The following is a 17,748-nucleotide window of genomic DNA, read 5'->3' as shown; positions in this document are numbered from 1 at the left end:
TTAGTATGAAAAAAATTAAATCGATCTTTCTTATTGCACTATGTTTATTTGGCTTTCGAAGTTATAGTCAGCAAGCTCTTCCAGACACCAGTAAAATATGGACGATCAAAGGTGAAAACACTTTTCTAATTAACCAAAGTTCATTTTCCAATTGGGCGGCGGGGGGTGTCAATTCATTCTCCGGAAACCTTACCTTAAATTATGATTTCAATTATAAAAAAGATAAGTGGTCCTGGGACAACAAGGTGCTAGCGGCATACGGTTTAACTTTTCAAAAAGAATCTGACTGGCGCAAAAATGATGATAGATTGGTATTGAACAGTTTATTGGGGCATCAGGCCTCACAATACTGGTTATATACTTTTTTCTTGAATTTTAATACGCAGTTTGCCGATGGATTTGATTATACAAAAACTCCGAAAGAACGTATTTCGCGATTCCTGGCTCCGGCATATTTAAGCTTTGGACCCGGTTTTGCCTACAAAAAATCGGATAACCTGAGGTTCAATCTGTCCCCAGCAGCAGTAAGATTCGTGTTCGTCAGCGACACGCTTCTTTCAACACGATATGGTCTAGATCCCGGAAAAAAAGTAAGAACCGAGTTCGGTGCCTCTTTTGACGCATACTACAAAGTAAACCTGATGGAGAATGTTTCCTTTGAAAATATTTTAAAACTCTATTCAAATTACCTGGACAAGCCGCAGAATGTTGACATAGACTACACCGCGAATCTATTCATGAAGGTCAATAAGTTTATTACCGTAAACGCCGGCGTACAAATGATCTATGACGACAACACCGCCATTCCGATTATTGAAGAAGGAAAAGAAGTCGGAAAAAGAAACTCCGCATTACAGATCAGACAAATCGTCGGAGCTGGAGTAACCTATAAATTTTAGTTGCAATAATCAATTCCACATCGAAGAAAAGAACAAAAATGCATTGAATAGAATTAAAAAAAGCCGAAATGTATTATTTCGGCTTTCTCATTTATGGATACTCGTGTAAAATTACATATTAAAATGGTGCATCGTCAGGCATATCGTTCATGCGTGAAGGCATGGTAATGCCACCACTAAAACCTGCTCCACCAAAGTCATCGCCAAAATTTGGAGACGGATTCAATGCAGATGCAGAGAATGTGGCTGGCGCATCGCCAAAACCATCACCCCCACCCATTCCGGAAAACTCGTCTTCAAGATCGACAAATTTAACAAATTTACCGACGAAACGAAGTGGTACGATCCCTGTTTCACCATTACGGTGCTTCGCAATAATAACTTCACCCACACCTGCCGTCGGACGTCCTTCCTCATCTTCTGTCAAACCATAATATTCTGGTCGGTATAAGAAAAGTACCATATCGGCATCCTGCTCAATAGACCCCGACTCACGCAAATCGGATAACATTGGCCGTTTACTATTTCCAGGTCTGGATTCCACCGCACGACTCAATTGCGACAAGGCCAAAACTGGAATATTCAACTCTTTCGCGACAGATTTCAGAGCACGGGAAATACTACCGATTTCTTGTTCCCTGTTTCCCCCACCTTTGCCTTCTGCTTTACCGTGCATCAATTGCAAATAATCGACAATCACCATTTGGATATCATATTGTGCTTTTAGACGACGGCATTTTGCCCTAAATTCAAATACGTTCAGCGCAGGAGTATCATCAATGATAATCGGAGCGTCTGTCAGTCGTCCGATACGAGAGTGCAATTGCTGCCATTCATGATCTGCGAGGTTACCTTTTTTTAGTTTTTCCTGCTCAATTTCAGTTTCCCCAGCGATCAGACGATTAACCAACTGAACCGATGACATCTCTAGCGAGAATACTGCTACAGCTTTACCGTGTTCTACCGCCGCATTTCGTGCGACAGACAATACAAATGCCGTTTTACCCATCGCTGGACGTGCAGCAATAATCACCAGATCCGAAGGCTGCCAGCCAGAAGTCATACGATCAAGCGCCGTTAGCCCTGATGGCACACCGGTCAGACCGTCCGTGCGATCACGTAACATCTCAAGATTCGAGATGGCTTCACGCATAATATCGTCCATCTTGCGGGAATCTCTTCTCAAGTTATTTTGTGCAATATCAAACAAGCTCTTTTCGGCATGGTCCAGGAGATCGAAAATATCGGAGGTCTCGTCGTAGGAGCTATTGATAATTTCAGTTGAAACTTTGATCAGTTCCCTTTGAATATATTTTTGAGAAATAATCCGTGCATGGTATTCAATATTTGCCGCTGAAACTACGCGGTCGGTCAGTTGCGTAATATAATAAGCTCCGCCTACCATTTCCAGCGCGCCCATTCTCCGCAACTCGGATGTAACCGTCAAAATATCAATCGGCGAGGTCTTTTGGAATAAACCAAATATCGCTTCAAAAATCTTCTGATGCGATTCCTTATAGAAAGACTCAGGTTTTAAAATATCAATAATCTCGCTCAGTGCATTTTTCTCAAGCATCAATGCGCCCAAAACAGCTTCCTCAAGATCTACCGCCTGTGGTGGTAGCTTCCCTAAGCCGCTTACCATATTGTTTAATTTGGTACGGCGCTCACCATAATTACCTCTTTTGTTATTATCCGTATTATTCGCCTCAAAATTGCTCTCGTTCATCATGATATTATATCCGAAATATAGCTTCCCAGCTCTTAAATTTAAGATGGGATAACAAATGTATAAAAAATAAAATTCACCACGAGGATGAATTACAAACAGCAGATTTAGTTGTTCAGCCATCAACTGTCAAAACGCTTTGAAGGACACAGTTTTACCACTCCACTTATCAACACAACATGTGGAAAACATGTTGAAAATAAAAAACAAGCCCTTAAAATCAATACATTAAAAAGTGTTGATAACTTAAACCATTGTGAATAAGCAAAATTCCACAAATTCAAAATAGCAGCATTTATTTCCCATTAAAGACTGTCACAACATCTCCTTGATCAGACAGGAAAAATCTCAGCTTTAAATCGAAAAACAAATCCCATTTTAAGCATTAAAAATATACTTATATTGTATATTTGTAAAATGACGCACGATTCTTCAACATTAAAGCCCTATAAAGACGCCAACGACGGCAAGAAAAAACAGGTCGCGGATATGTTCAACAATATTTCCCATTCCTACGATTTCTTAAATCACTTCATGTCTCTGGGGATTGATATTATATGGCGTAAGAAAGCCATTAATGCCTTAAAATCCATCAAACCTCAACTGATGCTGGATGTGGCAACCGGAACAGGGGATTTTGCATTGGAATCCATCAAAATATTGAATCCCAAAAAAATCATTGGGGTTGATATCTCGCAGGGTATGCTTGATGTTGCTAAAAAGAAAATCGCAAACAAAGGGTTGGAAAATCAATTTGAAGTACAATTAGGCGATTCGGAGAGGCTTCAATTTGATGACAATACGTTTGACGCCGTGACCGTTGCATTTGGTGTCCGTAATTTTGAGAACTTAGAAAAGGGACTGTCCGATATCTACCGAGTATTGAAACCGGGTGGCAAAGCCGTTATTTTGGAGTTTTCAAATCCAAAAAAATTCCCAATAAAACAACTCTATAATTTTTACTTCAAATATGTAACACCGACTATTGGAAAGTTCTTTTCAAAAGATGCCAGTGCTTACGAATATCTACCGGAATCTGTTGCTCAGTTTCCCGATGGACAGAAATTTGTTGCTATAAATAAAAAGGCTGGCTTTGACCAAACGATTGTAAAACCCCAGACGTTCGGTATCTGTACGATTTATATCGCTACAAAATAAGTCAATAAACGATTCCACGGCTACATTTTAGCATAAAAAGACGGTCAATATCGAGTTTTAATATTTCAACTAGTAACATATATGAGAAAGACAGTTTTCATCACAGGAGCAAGTTCAGGTATTGGCCAGGCCTGTGCTGAAGTATTGGCAAAGGAAGGCTACAATCTTTTACTTTGTGCCCGCAGACTAAATCGTTTGGATGAATTAAAGGAAAAACTGAGTTCAACCTATCCCGATATCAACATTCATACTTTTGAATTAGACGTTAGAGATTCAGAGCAGGTCCAGAATCAAATAGATGGTTTGCCGCAAGAATGGAAAAAAATCCATGTGTTGATTAATAATGCCGGACTTAGTCAAGGTCTGGATCCTATTCAGGATGGCGATATCGGTGACTGGGACAGAATGATCGATACCAACGTCAAGGGCTTGCTTTATGTGAGCAAAGCAGTTATCCCACTCATGGATACTGAAAATGGGGCACATATCGTCAATTTAGGATCTATAGCCGGAAAAGAGGTTTATCCCAATGGTAATGTGTACTGTGCGACAAAACATGCCGTCGACGCTTTAACAAAAGCAATGCGTATCGACCTGCTTTCCAAAGGTATAAAAGTTAGCTCCATTGATCCCGGAATGGTCGAGACAGAGTTCTCCGAAGTTCGTTTTCATGGCGACAAGGAACGGGCAAAAAACGTCTATGTAGGCGTACAGCCCCTAACCGGAATCGACATCGCTGAAACAATACTTTTTGTCATCACTAGACCGGCGCATGTGAACATCAACGATCTATTAATAATGCCCACGGCTCAGGCTACGGGCACGATTGTCAATCGAAAATAATTAAAACATCATGTCATTAGAAACACAAATAAATCAAGACATTAAAGCGGCAATGATCGCAAAAGACACCGCAACATTGCGTGGACTACGTGCCATCAAAGCGGCTATTCTTCTTGCTAAAACTGAAAAAGGTCATGCAGAAGAGCTAAATCAGGAAGCTGAAATCAAAGTTTTACAAAAACTGGTAAAACAACGCCGTGAGTCTGCCGAAATCTATAAGAATCAAAACCGTGAAGATCTTTATCAAATTGAGGTAGAAGAAGAAAAAGTGATCGAAGCCTACCTTCCTAAACAAATGAGCAAAGAGGAAGTAGAGTCCGTTATCAAAGCAATCATTGCAGAGACCGGCGCTTCATCCATTAAGGAAATGGGAAAAGTAATGGGTGCTGCCAATCAAAAATTAGCTGGTCAAGCCGACGGGAAGACAATCTCGGAGGTCGTAAAAAGCCTATTGGCGTAATCACCCCATTAACATAACATCAATCGAGTTACCGACTAATTGCTCCTGCGGTGGGGTCGGTAACTCGGTTTGTCTGTCTTCATTAACCATCATGGATTATAATTGGAAACTTAAGAATTTTGACGAACTGACGAACCGGGAACTGTATCGCCTTTTAAAATTGCGTACGGAGGTTTTTGTGCTGGAACAAGCGTGTTTATATCCGGAACTGGATGATAAAGATTATGTCTGCCTCCATCTTTGGGCGGAGAAGGATGGAGAGATTGTCGCCTATACCCGTTTGGTTCCGCCTGGAATTTCATACCCACAAGCGTCCATAGGGCGTGTAATTGTTGCGAAGGAGGCGCGAGGAACAGGCTTAAGCCAGCTGCTGATGCATAAATCCATCGCCGCTACGCTAGAAGCGTTCGGAACGCAGGATATTCAAATCGGTGCCCAATTTCACTTAAAGTCATTCTATGAGAAATTAGGGTTTGAACAAAATTCCGAACCTTATCCTGACTACGGGATTCTCCACATAGACATGACTAAATCAGTTCTTAAATAAATTATATTTATGAATCACATTGTAATCATTACCGCTGCATTATTGGGCGCTCTGGCCATTATATTAGGTGCATTTGGCGCACATGCATTCAAAAAAATTCTATCGGCTGAAAAGCTGGATTCGTTTGAGGTAGGCGTTCGATATCAAATGTATGCAGCCATCACGCTATTGGTTCTCGGACTAAACCTGTCCTTTGACTATCAGTCCGAACGGGTAGCCTATTACCTAATTACCTCGGGCACATTATTGTTTTCAGGAAGTATTTATTTTCTTTCCTTTGCGGAGTATTGGAAAAAAAACCTGAAGTTTCTTGGCCCCATCACTCCTTTAGGAGGATTACTCATGATAATGGGCTGGATTGCAATTATCATTCGTTTTTTATAACTTTGCATAACATAGTGGCAATGATGTCTGCCCAAAACCGCCCTAATAAGCTGATGACGTCTACTTTTAGTATAAAAACAACAGATTTTATATGAGTAGACTTATGGCTATCAAAACTTCAAATCAAACAGCGCAAAACAAGTTTTATTTCATTTCCAAATGGCTGATTACCTGCTGTATGGTAGGATTTAGCGTTGGGTCAATCTGCGCATTCTTTCTTTTTTCGCTGAATTGGGTCACCGCATATAGAGAAAACAATTCCTGGATTATCTACGGATTACCGCTTGCGGGGCTGATCATTGCCTTATCCTATCAGCGTTGGGGTAATCCCTCCAGTAAAGGGAACAACCTCCTGATTGAAGAATACCTTTATCCACAGCGCCGGATACCGCTCATCATGGCACCTCTTGTCCTATTCGGAACTTTGCTCACCCATCTGTTTGGGGGATCAGCCGGACGTGAGGGAACGGCGGTCCAGATTGGTGGGGCAATATCCGACCAACTCAACCGTTGGTTTAATTTCGGCAAAACCGAACGTCGTATCCTGATATCCATTGGCATTACAGCAGGTTTTGCCGCCGTCTTTGGCACCCCACTTGCCGGAGCCATCTTTGGCCTTGAAGTTCTGCTCATTGGCAAAAAAAGATATTTTGGGCTACTCCCCTGCATGCTCACAGCCTATATCGCACACTTTAGTTGTCAGTTGTGGAATATCCCGCATACACATTATCCTATACATGATAGTATCCCCGCAATATCTTTAAGCAATATTGGCCTTAGCCTGATTGCCGGGATTTTATTCGGTGCGGCAGCCCGGTTGTTTACTTTCACGGGAGACTTCTTCAGCTCCCAATTTAAAAAGATCAGATCCCCGCTATTCAGACCCGTTATCGGTGGTATTATCATCGTGATTACGGTGGTATTGCTAAAAAGCACAAAATATATCGGCTTGGGTATTCCAATGATACAGGAGGCTTTTAACAATCCTTCGGATTATTATGATTTCCTCATCAAATTGGTGCTAACCACATTTACGCTTTCTGCCGGCTTTAAAGGCGGGGAAGTGACCCCATTATTTTTTATAGGAGCTACGCTTGGCAGTGCGCTGAGTACGGTTATCCCGCTCCCTTTAGGGCTGCTGGCCGCCATGGGCTTTGTTGCCGTATTCTCAGGCGCCACAAATACGCCACTGGCCTGTATCATTATGGGCTATGAGCTTTTTGGTTTTCAACCCGTCGTTTTTATAGCAATTGCTTGCATAGCCGCATTTATATTTTCTGGAAAAAAAGGAATTTATGTTGCTCAAAAAGGGGGAATTAAAGAAAAATTGTACCGAAGATTGAATCTGTAACTCAGTCCATAAAAAAAGCATAAAATCAGTCCCTGATTTTATGCTTTTCATCGCTATTTTTTTCAAACAGGCCTACAATAATTTGCCCTGCAAAAAGAATGCTGCAACGGTAAAATAAATAATCAAGCCGGAGACATCAACCAAAGTGGCCACAAAAGGTGCCGATGCCGTGGCTGGATCCAAACCAAACCGACGTAGAATAAAAGGAATAAATGAACCCGACAAAGTTCCCCATAACACGATAAACACCAACGAAACCGCCACAGTAAGACCTATTGCAATCCAATAAGGGCCATAGTCATATAAACCAAGAAAATGCCAGGCCAATATCCTAAGAAAACCAATGGCGCCCAATATACTGCCCAAAATCAGTCCCGAAGAAACTTCCCTTTTCATGACATACCACCAGTCCTTGAGTTTCAATTCACCCAAGGCCATGGCACGAATAATAAGTGAGGCAGCCTGCGAGCCCGAATTTCCACCACTGGAAATAATCAGCGGAACAAACAATGCCAATACAACCGCCTTTTCCAATTCCCCTTCAAAGAAACCCATGGCAGAAGCGGTAAGCATCTCACTGAAAAATAATATAATAAGCCATCCGGCCCGTTTTTGTACTAACTGAAGTAATGGCGTCTTTGTATAAGCCAGATCCAGCTCTTCCATCCCTCCAAATCGTTGAATATCTTCTGTGTCACGGTCTTCGATCCGGTCCAGCACATCATCAAAGGTCACAATCCCAACCAATACACCCGCTTCGGTAATAATAGGTAAGGCACTTCGATCGTATTTTTGGAAGATTTCGAAAGCCTCCTCCATCGGAGTTGAGGCTTTAATTGCTGCAAAATTATAGTCAATTAGATCCGAAATCTTTGTGGAACCATCAGACAATAGCAATTGACCGATCTTCAAATCATCAATCAAAACATTCTTCTCATCAACGACATAAATGAAATTGAGTGTCTCAGCCTTTCTTCCGAAGACTTTAATATGCCGAAAAACATCATCCACCGTATAATAGGGACGTACCTGCACATACATGGGTGTCATTAGACGGGCAATACTGTCCTCTTTATATCCAATCAACTCCAGCGCCATCTGCTTTTCACGCTCGTTCAAGAGATTGATCAAATATTTGATCAGATCATCCGGTAGCTCAGAAAGCAACTCGTTTCGCGTATCCGGCTTAAGGTTATTCAGCAATTCGGACAATTCCTGCTCGGTCATTGATTTAATCAATGTGTATTGGACATCTACTTCCAAAAATGAAAAGATTTCCAATCTATCCTCTAAAGGATAGTCCATAAAATGTTGATGTTGCTCACCTTTAGTTAGACGCGATATTTCTTCCGCAATATCGGCTGGGTGCAATGCTGAATTTTGTTCCATTGGAAGAATATTTTAATGGATTTAGCGCAAAAGTAGCTTATTTTGTATGATATCCAATCATCTACAAAAGTATTTTTTAAGAAGGAAAGGCACTATTATATCTAAAATAGGCTGCTGACCGCTTTCGATTTATTGTTAAGCTACGAAAACAGTGCAGATTTTACAAAATCTTAAAAATTAATTAATCCGGGAGCAAGCTCCACAGCTTCACTTTCCGGTCGAAATAAACGGGCTGTTAACGTTCCCTCCAATTTTATTTCTCCTTGATTTACTTTTAGCCAACTACCTTCCCGTAGTCCGATTACGGGTTGTGAATTAAATTGATGAAATTCCTGAATACGGGTTTCCCGTGTTTCTCCTTTATGGGTCGAATTCATGTCCGGATCCAAAAAATGTGGATTAATATTAAAAGGGAGAAATCCCAACGCGTCAAAACTTGGCGGATAAACAATAGGCATATCGTTTGTTGTGCCAATGGTCAATCCGGTCAAATTAGATCCAGCAGAAGTGCCTACATAAGGAGTTCCTTTGCCTACTTGTACGCGCAATTGATGTACAAGATCCAAATCATACAATGTCTTCAACAACAAGAATGTATTGCCCCCACCGACAAAGATTGCTTTTGCTTCCTGAATGGCCTTTTTCTTGTTCTGAAACTCATGCAATCCGGTAACTTTTATATTTTTATCATCCAAAGCTTCCTGAACCTTGGCCGTATACGCATCAAAAGATATTCCGGATGGTCTGGCAAAGGGAATAAACAGCAACTCATCGGAAGCGATAAATTTCACAAAATCTTCTTTAATGTAATCGAGAAATCCGCTGCCATGAATGGTACTTGTGCTTACGACCAATAAATTATAGATTGGATTGATCAACATATCTTATTTCTTAAAATTATATAACAAAAAATGTACCTTTTACTTCGTTTGAAGCGAAGCCAAAGGTACATTTTTACTTTCTGATTCTTTATTTTTTATCAGCAGACTTTTTCTCCGCACTCCATCTTTTATTTTCTTGCAGCGCTTTATGTAAAAGATATTCGATCTGCCCGTTAACACTCCTAAACTCATCTGCAGCCCATTTTTCCAATGCTTTGTACATTTGATCGTCAAGCCGCAACATAAAGTTCTTTTTATCTGCCATTTCATTCAGTTTATTGGTACAAAGTACCGGTATTTACAATTGGTGTCGCGGCTTTTTCTCCACAGAGCACCACCATTAGATTGCTCACCATAGCCGCTTTTTTCTCGTTGTCCAGTTCTACAATATCCTTTTCGGACAGCTTCTTTAGTGCCATCTCAACCATGCCTACAGCACCATCCACAATCTTTGAACGCGCGGCGACAATGGCAGCAGCTTGTTGTCTTTGCAACATTGCACCGGCAATTTCGGATGCATAAGCCAAATGACTGATTCTAGCCTCTTTAATAATCACCCCCGCAGGTGCAAGACGATCGGCGAGTTCCTGCTCAAGAATATGATTCACCGTATCGCCGCCTTCACGCAAAGTGATCTCCGCTCCCTCATCCTCCAGGTTATCATAAGGAAAACTTCCCGCCAGATGCCGTACCGCAGCTTCGCTCTGCGTACGTACATAAGACGTATAATTACTGACATCATACGCAGCTTTATAGGTATCCCCTACCTGCCATACGATAACAGCACCGATCTCAATTGGATTTCCCATCTTATCGTTTACCTTTAATGTCTGCCCTTGGAGATTATCCGAACGTAAACTGATCTTGATGGTAGAATACAGCGGATTGACAAAAAACAAACCGTTCTCTTTTACAGTGCCCACATATCGACCAAAGAAATTTAAAACACGTGAATGATTTGGATTAATAATCATTAATCCTTTCAGTATAAAAAATGTTCCGATCATCAGGATGACGCCAAGTACAACATATAGCGAACTTTCGTCGACGTTGGCAAATGAAAATATGGCAGCTATAAAAGAAGCTACCGCAATTAATAAGGCTAAATAGCCCGACATAGGTTTAATCAATTTTTCCATAATTCGTTAATATATATTTGATATCATTTTAATATCATAAATATAGCAAAAAATAATTCTTATTTCAAAGCCAAAATTATTATTGTTATTTTTGATTATGCTCAAAAGGTCCTTTTTACCACTTGTGAACGCCAATACCAAAACGCTTATCCTCGGATCTTTGCCGGGCGACAGATCGTTGGAGCAAAATGAATATTATGCGCATCCACAAAATCGTTTCTGGAAAGTGATCAGACATTTGTACGATAGTCCAAATACGACTGACTATATTGATAAAGTAAATCTGCTACTTAACAACGGCATTGGTCTATGGGATGTCTGTGCGGAAGCATCCCGTCCGGGCAGTATGGATTTGGCCATCAAAGATGAAAGTCCCAATCCAATCATCGCCCTTCTGGAGGCAAATCCGGGGATCAAACTCGTAGTCTTTAATGGGCAAAAAGCGTATAAATTGTTTACGAAGTATTTTGACGAAAAAGAGAACATACGCTACCTATGCCTCCCCAGTACAAGTCCTGCAAATGCAAAAACAAACTTCGAACAACTCGTCACGCATTGGCGTACGATCATAAGTGATTAAATTACATAAATAAGGTTCGTTAATTCAGCGCTATTGCTTATTTTTGCGCTAAGATGTCAGATTTAAAATACAATCAACGAGGTGTATCCGCTGGAAAAGAGGATGTGCACAATGCGATAAAAAATATCGACAAGGGTCTGTTTCCCAAAGCATTCTGTAAAATCATTCCCGATATTTTGGGTGGAGATCAGGACTGGTGCAATATAATGCATGCTGATGGTGCCGGTACCAAGTCTTCGCTAGCCTATGTCTATTGGAAAGAAACTGGAGATATTTCGGTTTGGAAAGGTATTGCACAAGACGCTATCATTATGAATATAGACGATTTACTCTGTGTTGGAGCGATCGATAATATTCTACTGTCCTCTACAATCGGAAGAAACAAAAATCTTATTCCCGGAGAAGTTATTGCAGAAATCATCAATGGTACAGAAGAAATATTGGCTGAACTTCGTGATTTGGGTATCGGTATTTATTCTACCGGTGGCGAAACTGCTGACGTTGGCGATCTGGTACGCACAATTATAGTCGATAGTACAGTTACATGCCGGATGAAACGGGAGGATGTGATTTCAAATCACCGGATTAAAGGGGGCAACGTAATCGTCGGCTTGGCGTCCAATGGAAAAGCAAGCTATGAAAAAGCTTATAATGGCGGTATGGGCTCCAATGGCTTAACCTCAGCACGTCATGACGTCTTTAACAAAAAAGTAGCGGAAAAATATCCGGAGGCTTACGATCCGGCTGTCCCTTATGAACTTGTTTTTGCAGGGAGTCAGGATTTAACCAATGGCATCACCGTGGAAACAGGCGAAACAGTCACTGCGGGTAAACTCGTCCTTTCACCGACACGTACCTATGCCCCGGTCATCAAAAATATTTTAGATAAGTACCGTTCTCAGATTGACGGAATGGTGCATTGTTCAGGTGGAGCGCAGACTAAAGTGTTGCACTTTGTGGACAATGTACATGTCATCAAAGACAATCTTTTCCCAATTCCGCCACTCTTTGAATTGATACAGAAAGAATCCAATACGGACTGGAAAGAGATGTACAAGGTATTCAATATGGGACACCGGATGGAATTGTATGTACCTGAAGCTATTGCTGCGGATATCATTGCCATTTCGGAGTCATTCGGAATTCCGGCACAAATTATCGGTCGTGTAGAAGATGCCGCTTCTAAAAAAGTAACGATTACATCTCCTTTTGGAGAATTTATTTACGAATAAAACAAGTATGCACCAATTTATGCGATAAAGATTGGTGCATTTATTCCTTTTGGTATCAATGAAAGAAAAACTTCTCGTGGGCTGGAAAGAGACCCTGGATTTACCTGAATTAGGAATATTTGGCATAGAAGCAAAAGTCGATACCGGCGCCGCTTCCTCGGTTTTGCATTGTAACTCCTATAAAATCGTCAATGAAGATGGTCAGGACTGGATCCATTGCGAACTCATTACCAATTTCGAAACAGAAGAAACCAAAGTTTTAAAATTAAAGCTTTACAAATCAAAACTGGTCAAGAGTTCATTTGGTCAGGAGGAAAAGCGTTATTATATCCGAACTACAGCAAAACTTTACGACCAGGTTTTCAGTATCAAGATTTCATTTCGAAATCGCTCCAAAATGACCTACCCGATGCTTTTAGGAAAGAATTTTCTCTACCGAAGATTTTTGGTTGATGTTTCCAAAGAAAATCTCTCCTTGAAGTCCCCGTCAAAATAAAAACAAATAGCAAAGCTATTTTGTTATCTTAGCACAAAAATATATTCAATATACAAACCGTGAAAATTGCCGTATTATCGACAGTAAAGAGTTTATACTCAACTCGTCGTCTCGTAGAAGCTGCACAACAAAGAGGTCACGAATGTGTTGTCATAGACCACAGTAAGTGTTACGTTGGCATTCAGCAAGATAAACCCAGTATTCATTACAAAGGACAGGATCTCAGTGGTATTGACGCGATTATTCCCCGAATAGGCGCTTCGGTCACCTTTTATGGTTCGGCTATTGTCAGACAATTTGAGGTGATGGATGTAATTTCCGCAAATCCAAGTCAAGCTATTACCAGGTCCAGGGACAAATTGAGATGTCTGCAGATCTTGTCCGGTGCCGGCATTGGCCTTCCGATTACAGGCTTTGCACGTACGGCGTCCGATGTTGACGATCTGATCAGTATGGTAGGCGGAGCCCCTTTGGTGATTAAACTATTGGAAGGTACACAGGGGATTGGTGTTGTTTTGGCAGAAACCAAGAAAGCGGCGTCATCTGTTATAGAAGCTTTCTACGGCCTCGGAAACAATATTTTGATCCAAGAGTTTATCAAAGAGTCGAAAGGTTCTGACATCAGAGCTTTTGTGGTCGACGGCAAAGTTGTCGGGGCAATGAAACGTACAGCTAAAGAAGGTGAATTTCGGTCAAACATACACCGGGGCGGAACAGCTCAGGTAATACGCCTAAGCAAGGCAGAAAGAGAAACCGCTATTGCCGCCGCCGCACAATTGGGGCTTACCGTTTGTGGCGTGGATATGATTCCCTCGGACCGGGGGCCGTTAGTTCTCGAGGTAAATTCTTCCCCCGGATTGGAGGGTATAGAAAAGGCCACAAAGAAAGACATTGCTTCTGAAATCATTCAATACATCGAAAGACAATATGAATTGAAACAAGCACAAATGCCAAAAGTGGTAAAGAAGAAGAAAAAGAGAGAGAGCAAATTATAAAATTACCGGACTAAAAATTAAAAGGGTTGTTAATGGCTATTGACAACCCTTTTAATTTTTAAAGACGCTAGATTTAATGAAATAAAGATTTCCCAATACTTCCCAAATTCAGCTACCGTTGAGTCCAAATTTTACTTATCTTAGGCTAAATTATGAATTAATGAAAAGATTTAGCCATCTTCTATTAGCTTTCGTACTTGTACTAGCTGCATTTTCCTGGTCTTTTAGCCAAACACCCATTCAAAAAACAGCGTCGCCAACTTGGCTCCGACCCATTACAAAAAAAGCCATAAAGCCAAATCTGGATGATATTAGCGATGGATATTACTATGAGTTAATCGAAAATCAAATAAACTTAGCTGCCCAAACAAAATATTATAAGGACATAAAAGTATTGTTTGATCAAAGTGGGATCGAAAACCTGGGACAGGTTCAGGTAACCTTTGATCCGCATTTCCAAAAACTTCAATTACATGAGTTGAAGATCATTCGCAACGGGAAAAATATTGACTTACTGCCACAGGCAAAATTCAACCTCCTTGCATCCGAAACAGAGCTTTCGAGGTCCATCTACAACGGAAGTCAGATGGCTCATTATGTCCTGGAAGATTTACGTAAAGACGATAAGATCGTATTTGCCTATTCAATTATAGGTGCAAATCCCGTATTTGAACATAAATTTTTCGACACCTATTACCTACAGGGATATGAACCTACTGGTTTGGTCCATCTCAATTATATTGTACCTAACAGTCGCAAACTTCAATTCAAAAGTTTCAATGGCGCGCCTAAAGTACAGCAACAATCCATGGGAAATGCAACAAATTTCTTTTGGGAGCTTACTGAGAACAAAACAGTTCAATTCGAAAATTATAGTCCGGCCTGGTACAGCCCCTTAAAGTATATCCAATGTTCAGAATTCAATACCTGGCAGGACGTTGACCAGTGGAACCGCAGGATTAATCCCATCCCACAGATAGTTCCTTCAAGTACACTTCAAACTTTCGTCAATCAACTATGGAAAGAGTCAAATGGGCAGCCCTATAACTACTTAAAAAAGGCCTGTGATTTTGTACAAAACGAAATACGTTATATGGGTATTGAGATGGGAGAATATTCACACCGGGCGAATGTTCCGGAAAAAGTATTTTCGCAGCGCTATGGCGATTGCAAAGATAAATCCATGCTGCTGGCAACAATACTCAAAAATAAAAACATCGACGCAGGACTGGTATTAGCCAATACGTATAAGGACCGAGGACTACAGGAAGAGCTCCCCTCGCCTTATGCTTTCAACCACATGGTTGTTGAAGTTAATATCGGAGGACGTTACCAATATATTGATCCGACCATAACCAATCAGGGCGGAGATATCAAAAACAGATATTTCCCCGCTTATGGAAAAGTGCTCTCGACTCTGGGCAATGGAAAACTTGCCGATGTACCGCAGCATGTTGTGGGAAATATTAAAGTCAAGGAAACGTTGACGCTGGAAGGCAAATTCGAAGCTATCCTTGATGTCAAAACAGTCTATTTCGGAAATGAAGCGGACAATATGCGTACTTATTTTCAAGGTAGTGCCAAAAACGATATACAGAAGCAATACCTGGAGTATTATGCGAAAACCTATCCCAAAATCAATAAAATTGGCCATATACAATTCAAAGATGATATTGAGAACAATCGCGTGGAGATCACCGAAAAATACAAAATTAAAAACATCGGAAAAGCAGAAAACGGATCTTCCAAAAAGTATATTTCCTTGTTGGGCACAAATATAAACGACAAGCTACCCGAAATTATGGAGGATCGTATTGCCCCACTAAGCCTATCCTTTCCCTCAGATATCGAATATGAGATCGACGTCGTTAACAAAGGAAAAAATACATTTGGCAGCCATAAAGACAATAGCTATTTTGACCGCAACGCCTATGTATTCGGAAAGACATTGGAAATAAAGCCAGATAGTATCAAGATTGCTTATACCTTGGGTTTTCACGAACCATTTGTCGAGCAAAAGGATCTGCAACAGTATTATACAGATTTTGCCGATCGTGAGAATATCTTTTTCAATGGTTTTTATCTGGACGCCGACGGATATGTAACAGATGGGATAACTAATCTGGGCACACCGACATCAGCGAAGGAAATGAATTGGTTTACGCTGATCCTAATCATTATCCTGGTACCAGTCGTCATTTGGTATATTGTTAAAAAGTATAATAAAAGTAAGCCCTTCTTTATTAAGCCATACGACGAAGTTTATCATGAACAAATTGGTGGATGGATGATTGTACTGCTTATCGTACTATTTATAAATATATTGACCCTATCCGGTATATTTTTCTTTCAGCAGTCCTTTTTTAATTTAAATACTTGGCAAGCGGCAGATCAGTTAGATGGTGTTTCACCCATTTTATACAAAATTCTGCTGCTGTTGGAAATAATCGGTAATGTATTGATACTGGCTGGTTTGATTTATAGCTGTGTCTTACTGATCAAGAAAAGGGACATTTTCGCACAGACCTTCTTTATGGTTGCACTATTTATGGCCATATTCTGTACTATTGATGGAATTGCATCCTATTTTATGTTCAAAAGTTATTTAGATAAAACAGATGGTCCACTCGCACATTACAAAGATACCATAAAAGCGATTTTCTTTTTCTGCATTTGGGGAACCTATGTGTATAATTCTGAACGTGTCAAAGGCACCTGTCTTCGAACATATCACGATAACAACCCTATACCGCGAGCCGTTACTCCTCATCCTTTTGATCAAGATTTTCTAAACCCCTATCCGATACAAAAAGAACAAGATACAGAAATTACATCCGCGGATTATAAAACACAAAGAAATGAATTAGATGATAAGCAGTCTGAAGACAATCAAACTAAAAACTAGATACTATTTTTCAATAAAAAAAGGGTTTTGCATGATATCATGCAAAANNCAAAACCCTTTTTTTATTGAAATTTTTGATTATTTCATCTTCATAACCATATTATCGGCCCCTTCAGTAGATACCTTTACTTGGCCAGATTTGTTTTTAGTCGATTTGTAGTGAACGTGATTTTTGATACCTTCAATTTGAACGGTTTCGACAGACCCAATATTAACCATATTGTCTGCGCCCTCTATCGTAACAGTCGACACGTCATTTCCCGTTACGGTATTGCCTTTGCCTTCAATAATAACTTTACTAACATTACCACGTATTACCACCTTATTATCGGCACCTTCTATTTGGATTGTCTCTCCTCCCTTGGCCTCTATTGTCCGGCTGTTACCTACACCCTCAATTGATATAACTTTTCCCTGTTGATCCGACACAGTTTTTATAGGAGCTTTGTAACCTGGCCCTTTAGCCATAACCATACCTCCAAATAACAGAAGTGAAAATCCAAATGCGATCGTTCTTGTTTTCATAATTGCATGTTTATTGCTATTTGTACAAAAATCAAACCTAATATTGATTGAGAATGGTTATTACATATAGTTTGATAATTTCAGTTGTTTAAAAGAGGGTATAAAGCCTCCGACAAATAAAATACGATGAGCAGCTCCTTGCTATGCGTTCAAATATCGTCCAAAAAAACAGACAGCGTTCAAACGGGTGACAACAAAAAAAGGAGCCTTTGGGGCTCCTTTAATATCTCTAACA

18 protein-coding genes and 1 riboswitch are annotated in these 17,748 nt (G+C 40.4%); of the genes, 12 read left to right on the top strand and 6 right to left on the bottom strand.

Going from position 1 to position 17,748, the window contains the following annotated elements:
- Nucleotides 1-5: 5 nt before the first annotated feature.
- Complete coding sequence (locus tag B4G94_RS18105) at nucleotides 6-899, top strand: DUF3078 domain-containing protein (RefSeq protein ID WP_165306334.1); 894 nt, start codon at nucleotides 6-8, stop codon at nucleotides 897-899.
- A gap of 118 nt (nucleotides 900-1,017) precedes the next feature.
- Here B4G94_RS18105 and dnaB read toward each other — a convergent pair whose 3' ends face one another.
- The gene (gene dnaB / locus B4G94_RS18100; RefSeq protein ID WP_104382556.1) at nucleotides 1,018-2,631 is read right to left on the bottom strand and encodes a replicative DNA helicase; all 1,614 of its coding nucleotides are present in this window, start codon (nucleotides 2,629-2,631) and stop codon (nucleotides 1,018-1,020) included.
- A 414-nt stretch (nucleotides 2,632-3,045) separates the two neighbouring features.
- Between dnaB and ubiE the strand changes: the two genes are divergently transcribed.
- The 6 genes from ubiE (at nucleotide 3,046) to B4G94_RS18070 (ending at nucleotide 7,371) form a co-directional block, all read left to right on the top strand.
- Nucleotides 3,046-3,786, top strand: a complete 741-nt coding sequence (gene ubiE / locus B4G94_RS18095; protein WP_108632250.1) for a bifunctional demethylmenaquinone methyltransferase/2-methoxy-6-polyprenyl-1,4-benzoquinol methylase UbiE — start codon at nucleotides 3,046-3,048, stop codon at nucleotides 3,784-3,786.
- Between the two features lie 81 nt (nucleotides 3,787-3,867).
- The gene (locus B4G94_RS18090) at nucleotides 3,868-4,629 is read left to right on the top strand and encodes an SDR family oxidoreductase (protein ID WP_286860674.1); all 762 of its coding nucleotides are present in this window, start codon (nucleotides 3,868-3,870) and stop codon (nucleotides 4,627-4,629) included.
- Nucleotides 4,630-4,639: 10 nt separating this feature from the next.
- Nucleotides 4,640-5,089, top strand: a complete 450-nt coding sequence (locus B4G94_RS18085; RefSeq protein WP_108632252.1) for a GatB/YqeY domain-containing protein — start codon at nucleotides 4,640-4,642, stop codon at nucleotides 5,087-5,089.
- 91 nt (nucleotides 5,090-5,180) lie between these two features.
- Nucleotides 5,181-5,636, top strand: coding sequence for a GNAT family N-acetyltransferase (locus B4G94_RS18080; RefSeq protein ID WP_286860671.1), 456 nt, complete (start codon nucleotides 5,181-5,183; stop codon nucleotides 5,634-5,636).
- Between the two features lie 9 nt (nucleotides 5,637-5,645).
- On the top strand, nucleotides 5,646-6,020 hold the full coding sequence (locus B4G94_RS18075; RefSeq protein WP_108632254.1) for a DUF423 domain-containing protein: 375 nt from the start codon (nucleotides 5,646-5,648) through the stop codon (nucleotides 6,018-6,020).
- A gap of 7 nt (nucleotides 6,021-6,027) precedes the next feature.
- A riboswitch (Fluoride riboswitch) is annotated at nucleotides 6,028-6,090 on the top strand.
- 21 nt (nucleotides 6,091-6,111) lie between these two features.
- Nucleotides 6,112-7,371 carry a chloride channel protein gene (locus B4G94_RS18070; protein ID WP_286860667.1) on the top strand — a complete coding sequence of 420 codons (1,260 nt, stop codon included), beginning with the start codon at nucleotides 6,112-6,114 and terminating at the stop codon, nucleotides 7,369-7,371.
- 72 nt (nucleotides 7,372-7,443) lie between these two features.
- On the opposite strand, the gene mgtE is transcribed toward B4G94_RS18070, so the two are convergent.
- From mgtE to B4G94_RS18050, 4 genes are all read right to left on the bottom strand, one after another.
- Nucleotides 7,444-8,760, bottom strand: a complete 1,317-nt coding sequence (mgtE, locus tag B4G94_RS18065) for a magnesium transporter (RefSeq protein ID WP_108632256.1) — start codon at nucleotides 8,758-8,760, stop codon at nucleotides 7,444-7,446.
- Nucleotides 8,761-8,930: 170 nt separating this feature from the next.
- Complete coding sequence (pepE, locus tag B4G94_RS18060) at nucleotides 8,931-9,641, bottom strand: dipeptidase PepE (RefSeq protein ID WP_108632257.1); 711 nt, start codon at nucleotides 9,639-9,641, stop codon at nucleotides 8,931-8,933.
- An 88-nt stretch (nucleotides 9,642-9,729) separates the two neighbouring features.
- Entirely contained in the window at nucleotides 9,730-9,906 is a 177-nt protein-coding gene (locus B4G94_RS18055) for a ribbon-helix-helix domain-containing protein (protein WP_108632258.1), read from the bottom strand.
- A 10-nt stretch (nucleotides 9,907-9,916) separates the two neighbouring features.
- Nucleotides 9,917-10,780 carry an SPFH domain-containing protein gene (locus tag B4G94_RS18050; RefSeq protein WP_104382566.1) on the bottom strand — a complete coding sequence of 288 codons (864 nt, stop codon included), beginning with the start codon at nucleotides 10,778-10,780 and terminating at the stop codon, nucleotides 9,917-9,919.
- Between the two features lie 97 nt (nucleotides 10,781-10,877).
- On the opposite strand from B4G94_RS18050, the gene B4G94_RS18045 reads away from it, so the two are divergent.
- The 5 genes from B4G94_RS18045 (at nucleotide 10,878) to B4G94_RS18025 (ending at nucleotide 16,988) form a co-directional block, all read left to right on the top strand.
- Nucleotides 10,878-11,360: a DNA-deoxyinosine glycosylase gene (locus B4G94_RS18045; RefSeq protein WP_286860662.1), complete on the top strand. Its 483-nt coding sequence runs from the start codon at nucleotides 10,878-10,880 to the stop codon at nucleotides 11,358-11,360.
- 53 nt (nucleotides 11,361-11,413) lie between these two features.
- Nucleotides 11,414-12,592 (top strand): AIR synthase related protein, encoded by a 1,179-nt coding sequence (locus B4G94_RS18040; RefSeq protein ID WP_108632260.1) that lies wholly within the window; start codon nucleotides 11,414-11,416, stop codon nucleotides 12,590-12,592.
- Nucleotides 12,593-12,650: 58 nt separating this feature from the next.
- Nucleotides 12,651-13,088, top strand: coding sequence for an ATP-dependent zinc protease (locus tag B4G94_RS18035; RefSeq protein WP_165306329.1), 438 nt, complete (start codon nucleotides 12,651-12,653; stop codon nucleotides 13,086-13,088).
- A 59-nt stretch (nucleotides 13,089-13,147) separates the two neighbouring features.
- Nucleotides 13,148-14,083, top strand: coding sequence for a 30S ribosomal protein S6--L-glutamate ligase (rimK, locus tag B4G94_RS18030; protein ID WP_108632262.1), 936 nt, complete (start codon nucleotides 13,148-13,150; stop codon nucleotides 14,081-14,083).
- Between the two features lie 160 nt (nucleotides 14,084-14,243).
- Nucleotides 14,244-16,988, top strand: a complete 2,745-nt coding sequence (locus B4G94_RS18025) for a DUF3857 domain-containing protein (protein ID WP_286860657.1) — start codon at nucleotides 14,244-14,246, stop codon at nucleotides 16,986-16,988.
- A gap of 78 nt (nucleotides 16,989-17,066) precedes the next feature.
- Here B4G94_RS18025 and B4G94_RS18020 read toward each other — a convergent pair whose 3' ends face one another.
- Entirely contained in the window at nucleotides 17,067-17,513 is a 447-nt protein-coding gene (locus B4G94_RS18020; RefSeq protein ID WP_219929292.1) for a DUF3060 domain-containing protein, read from the bottom strand.
- Nucleotides 17,514-17,748: the final 235 nt, after the last annotated feature.

Origin of the sequence: Sphingobacterium sp. UBA7625 (assembly GCF_002484085.1) — a bacterium.
Classification (GTDB): domain Bacteria; phylum Bacteroidota; class Bacteroidia; order Sphingobacteriales; family Sphingobacteriaceae; genus Sphingobacterium; species Sphingobacterium athyrii.
The sequence above is the reverse complement of the archived record's forward strand: the minus strand, read 5'-3'. Positions and strand labels throughout refer to the sequence as shown.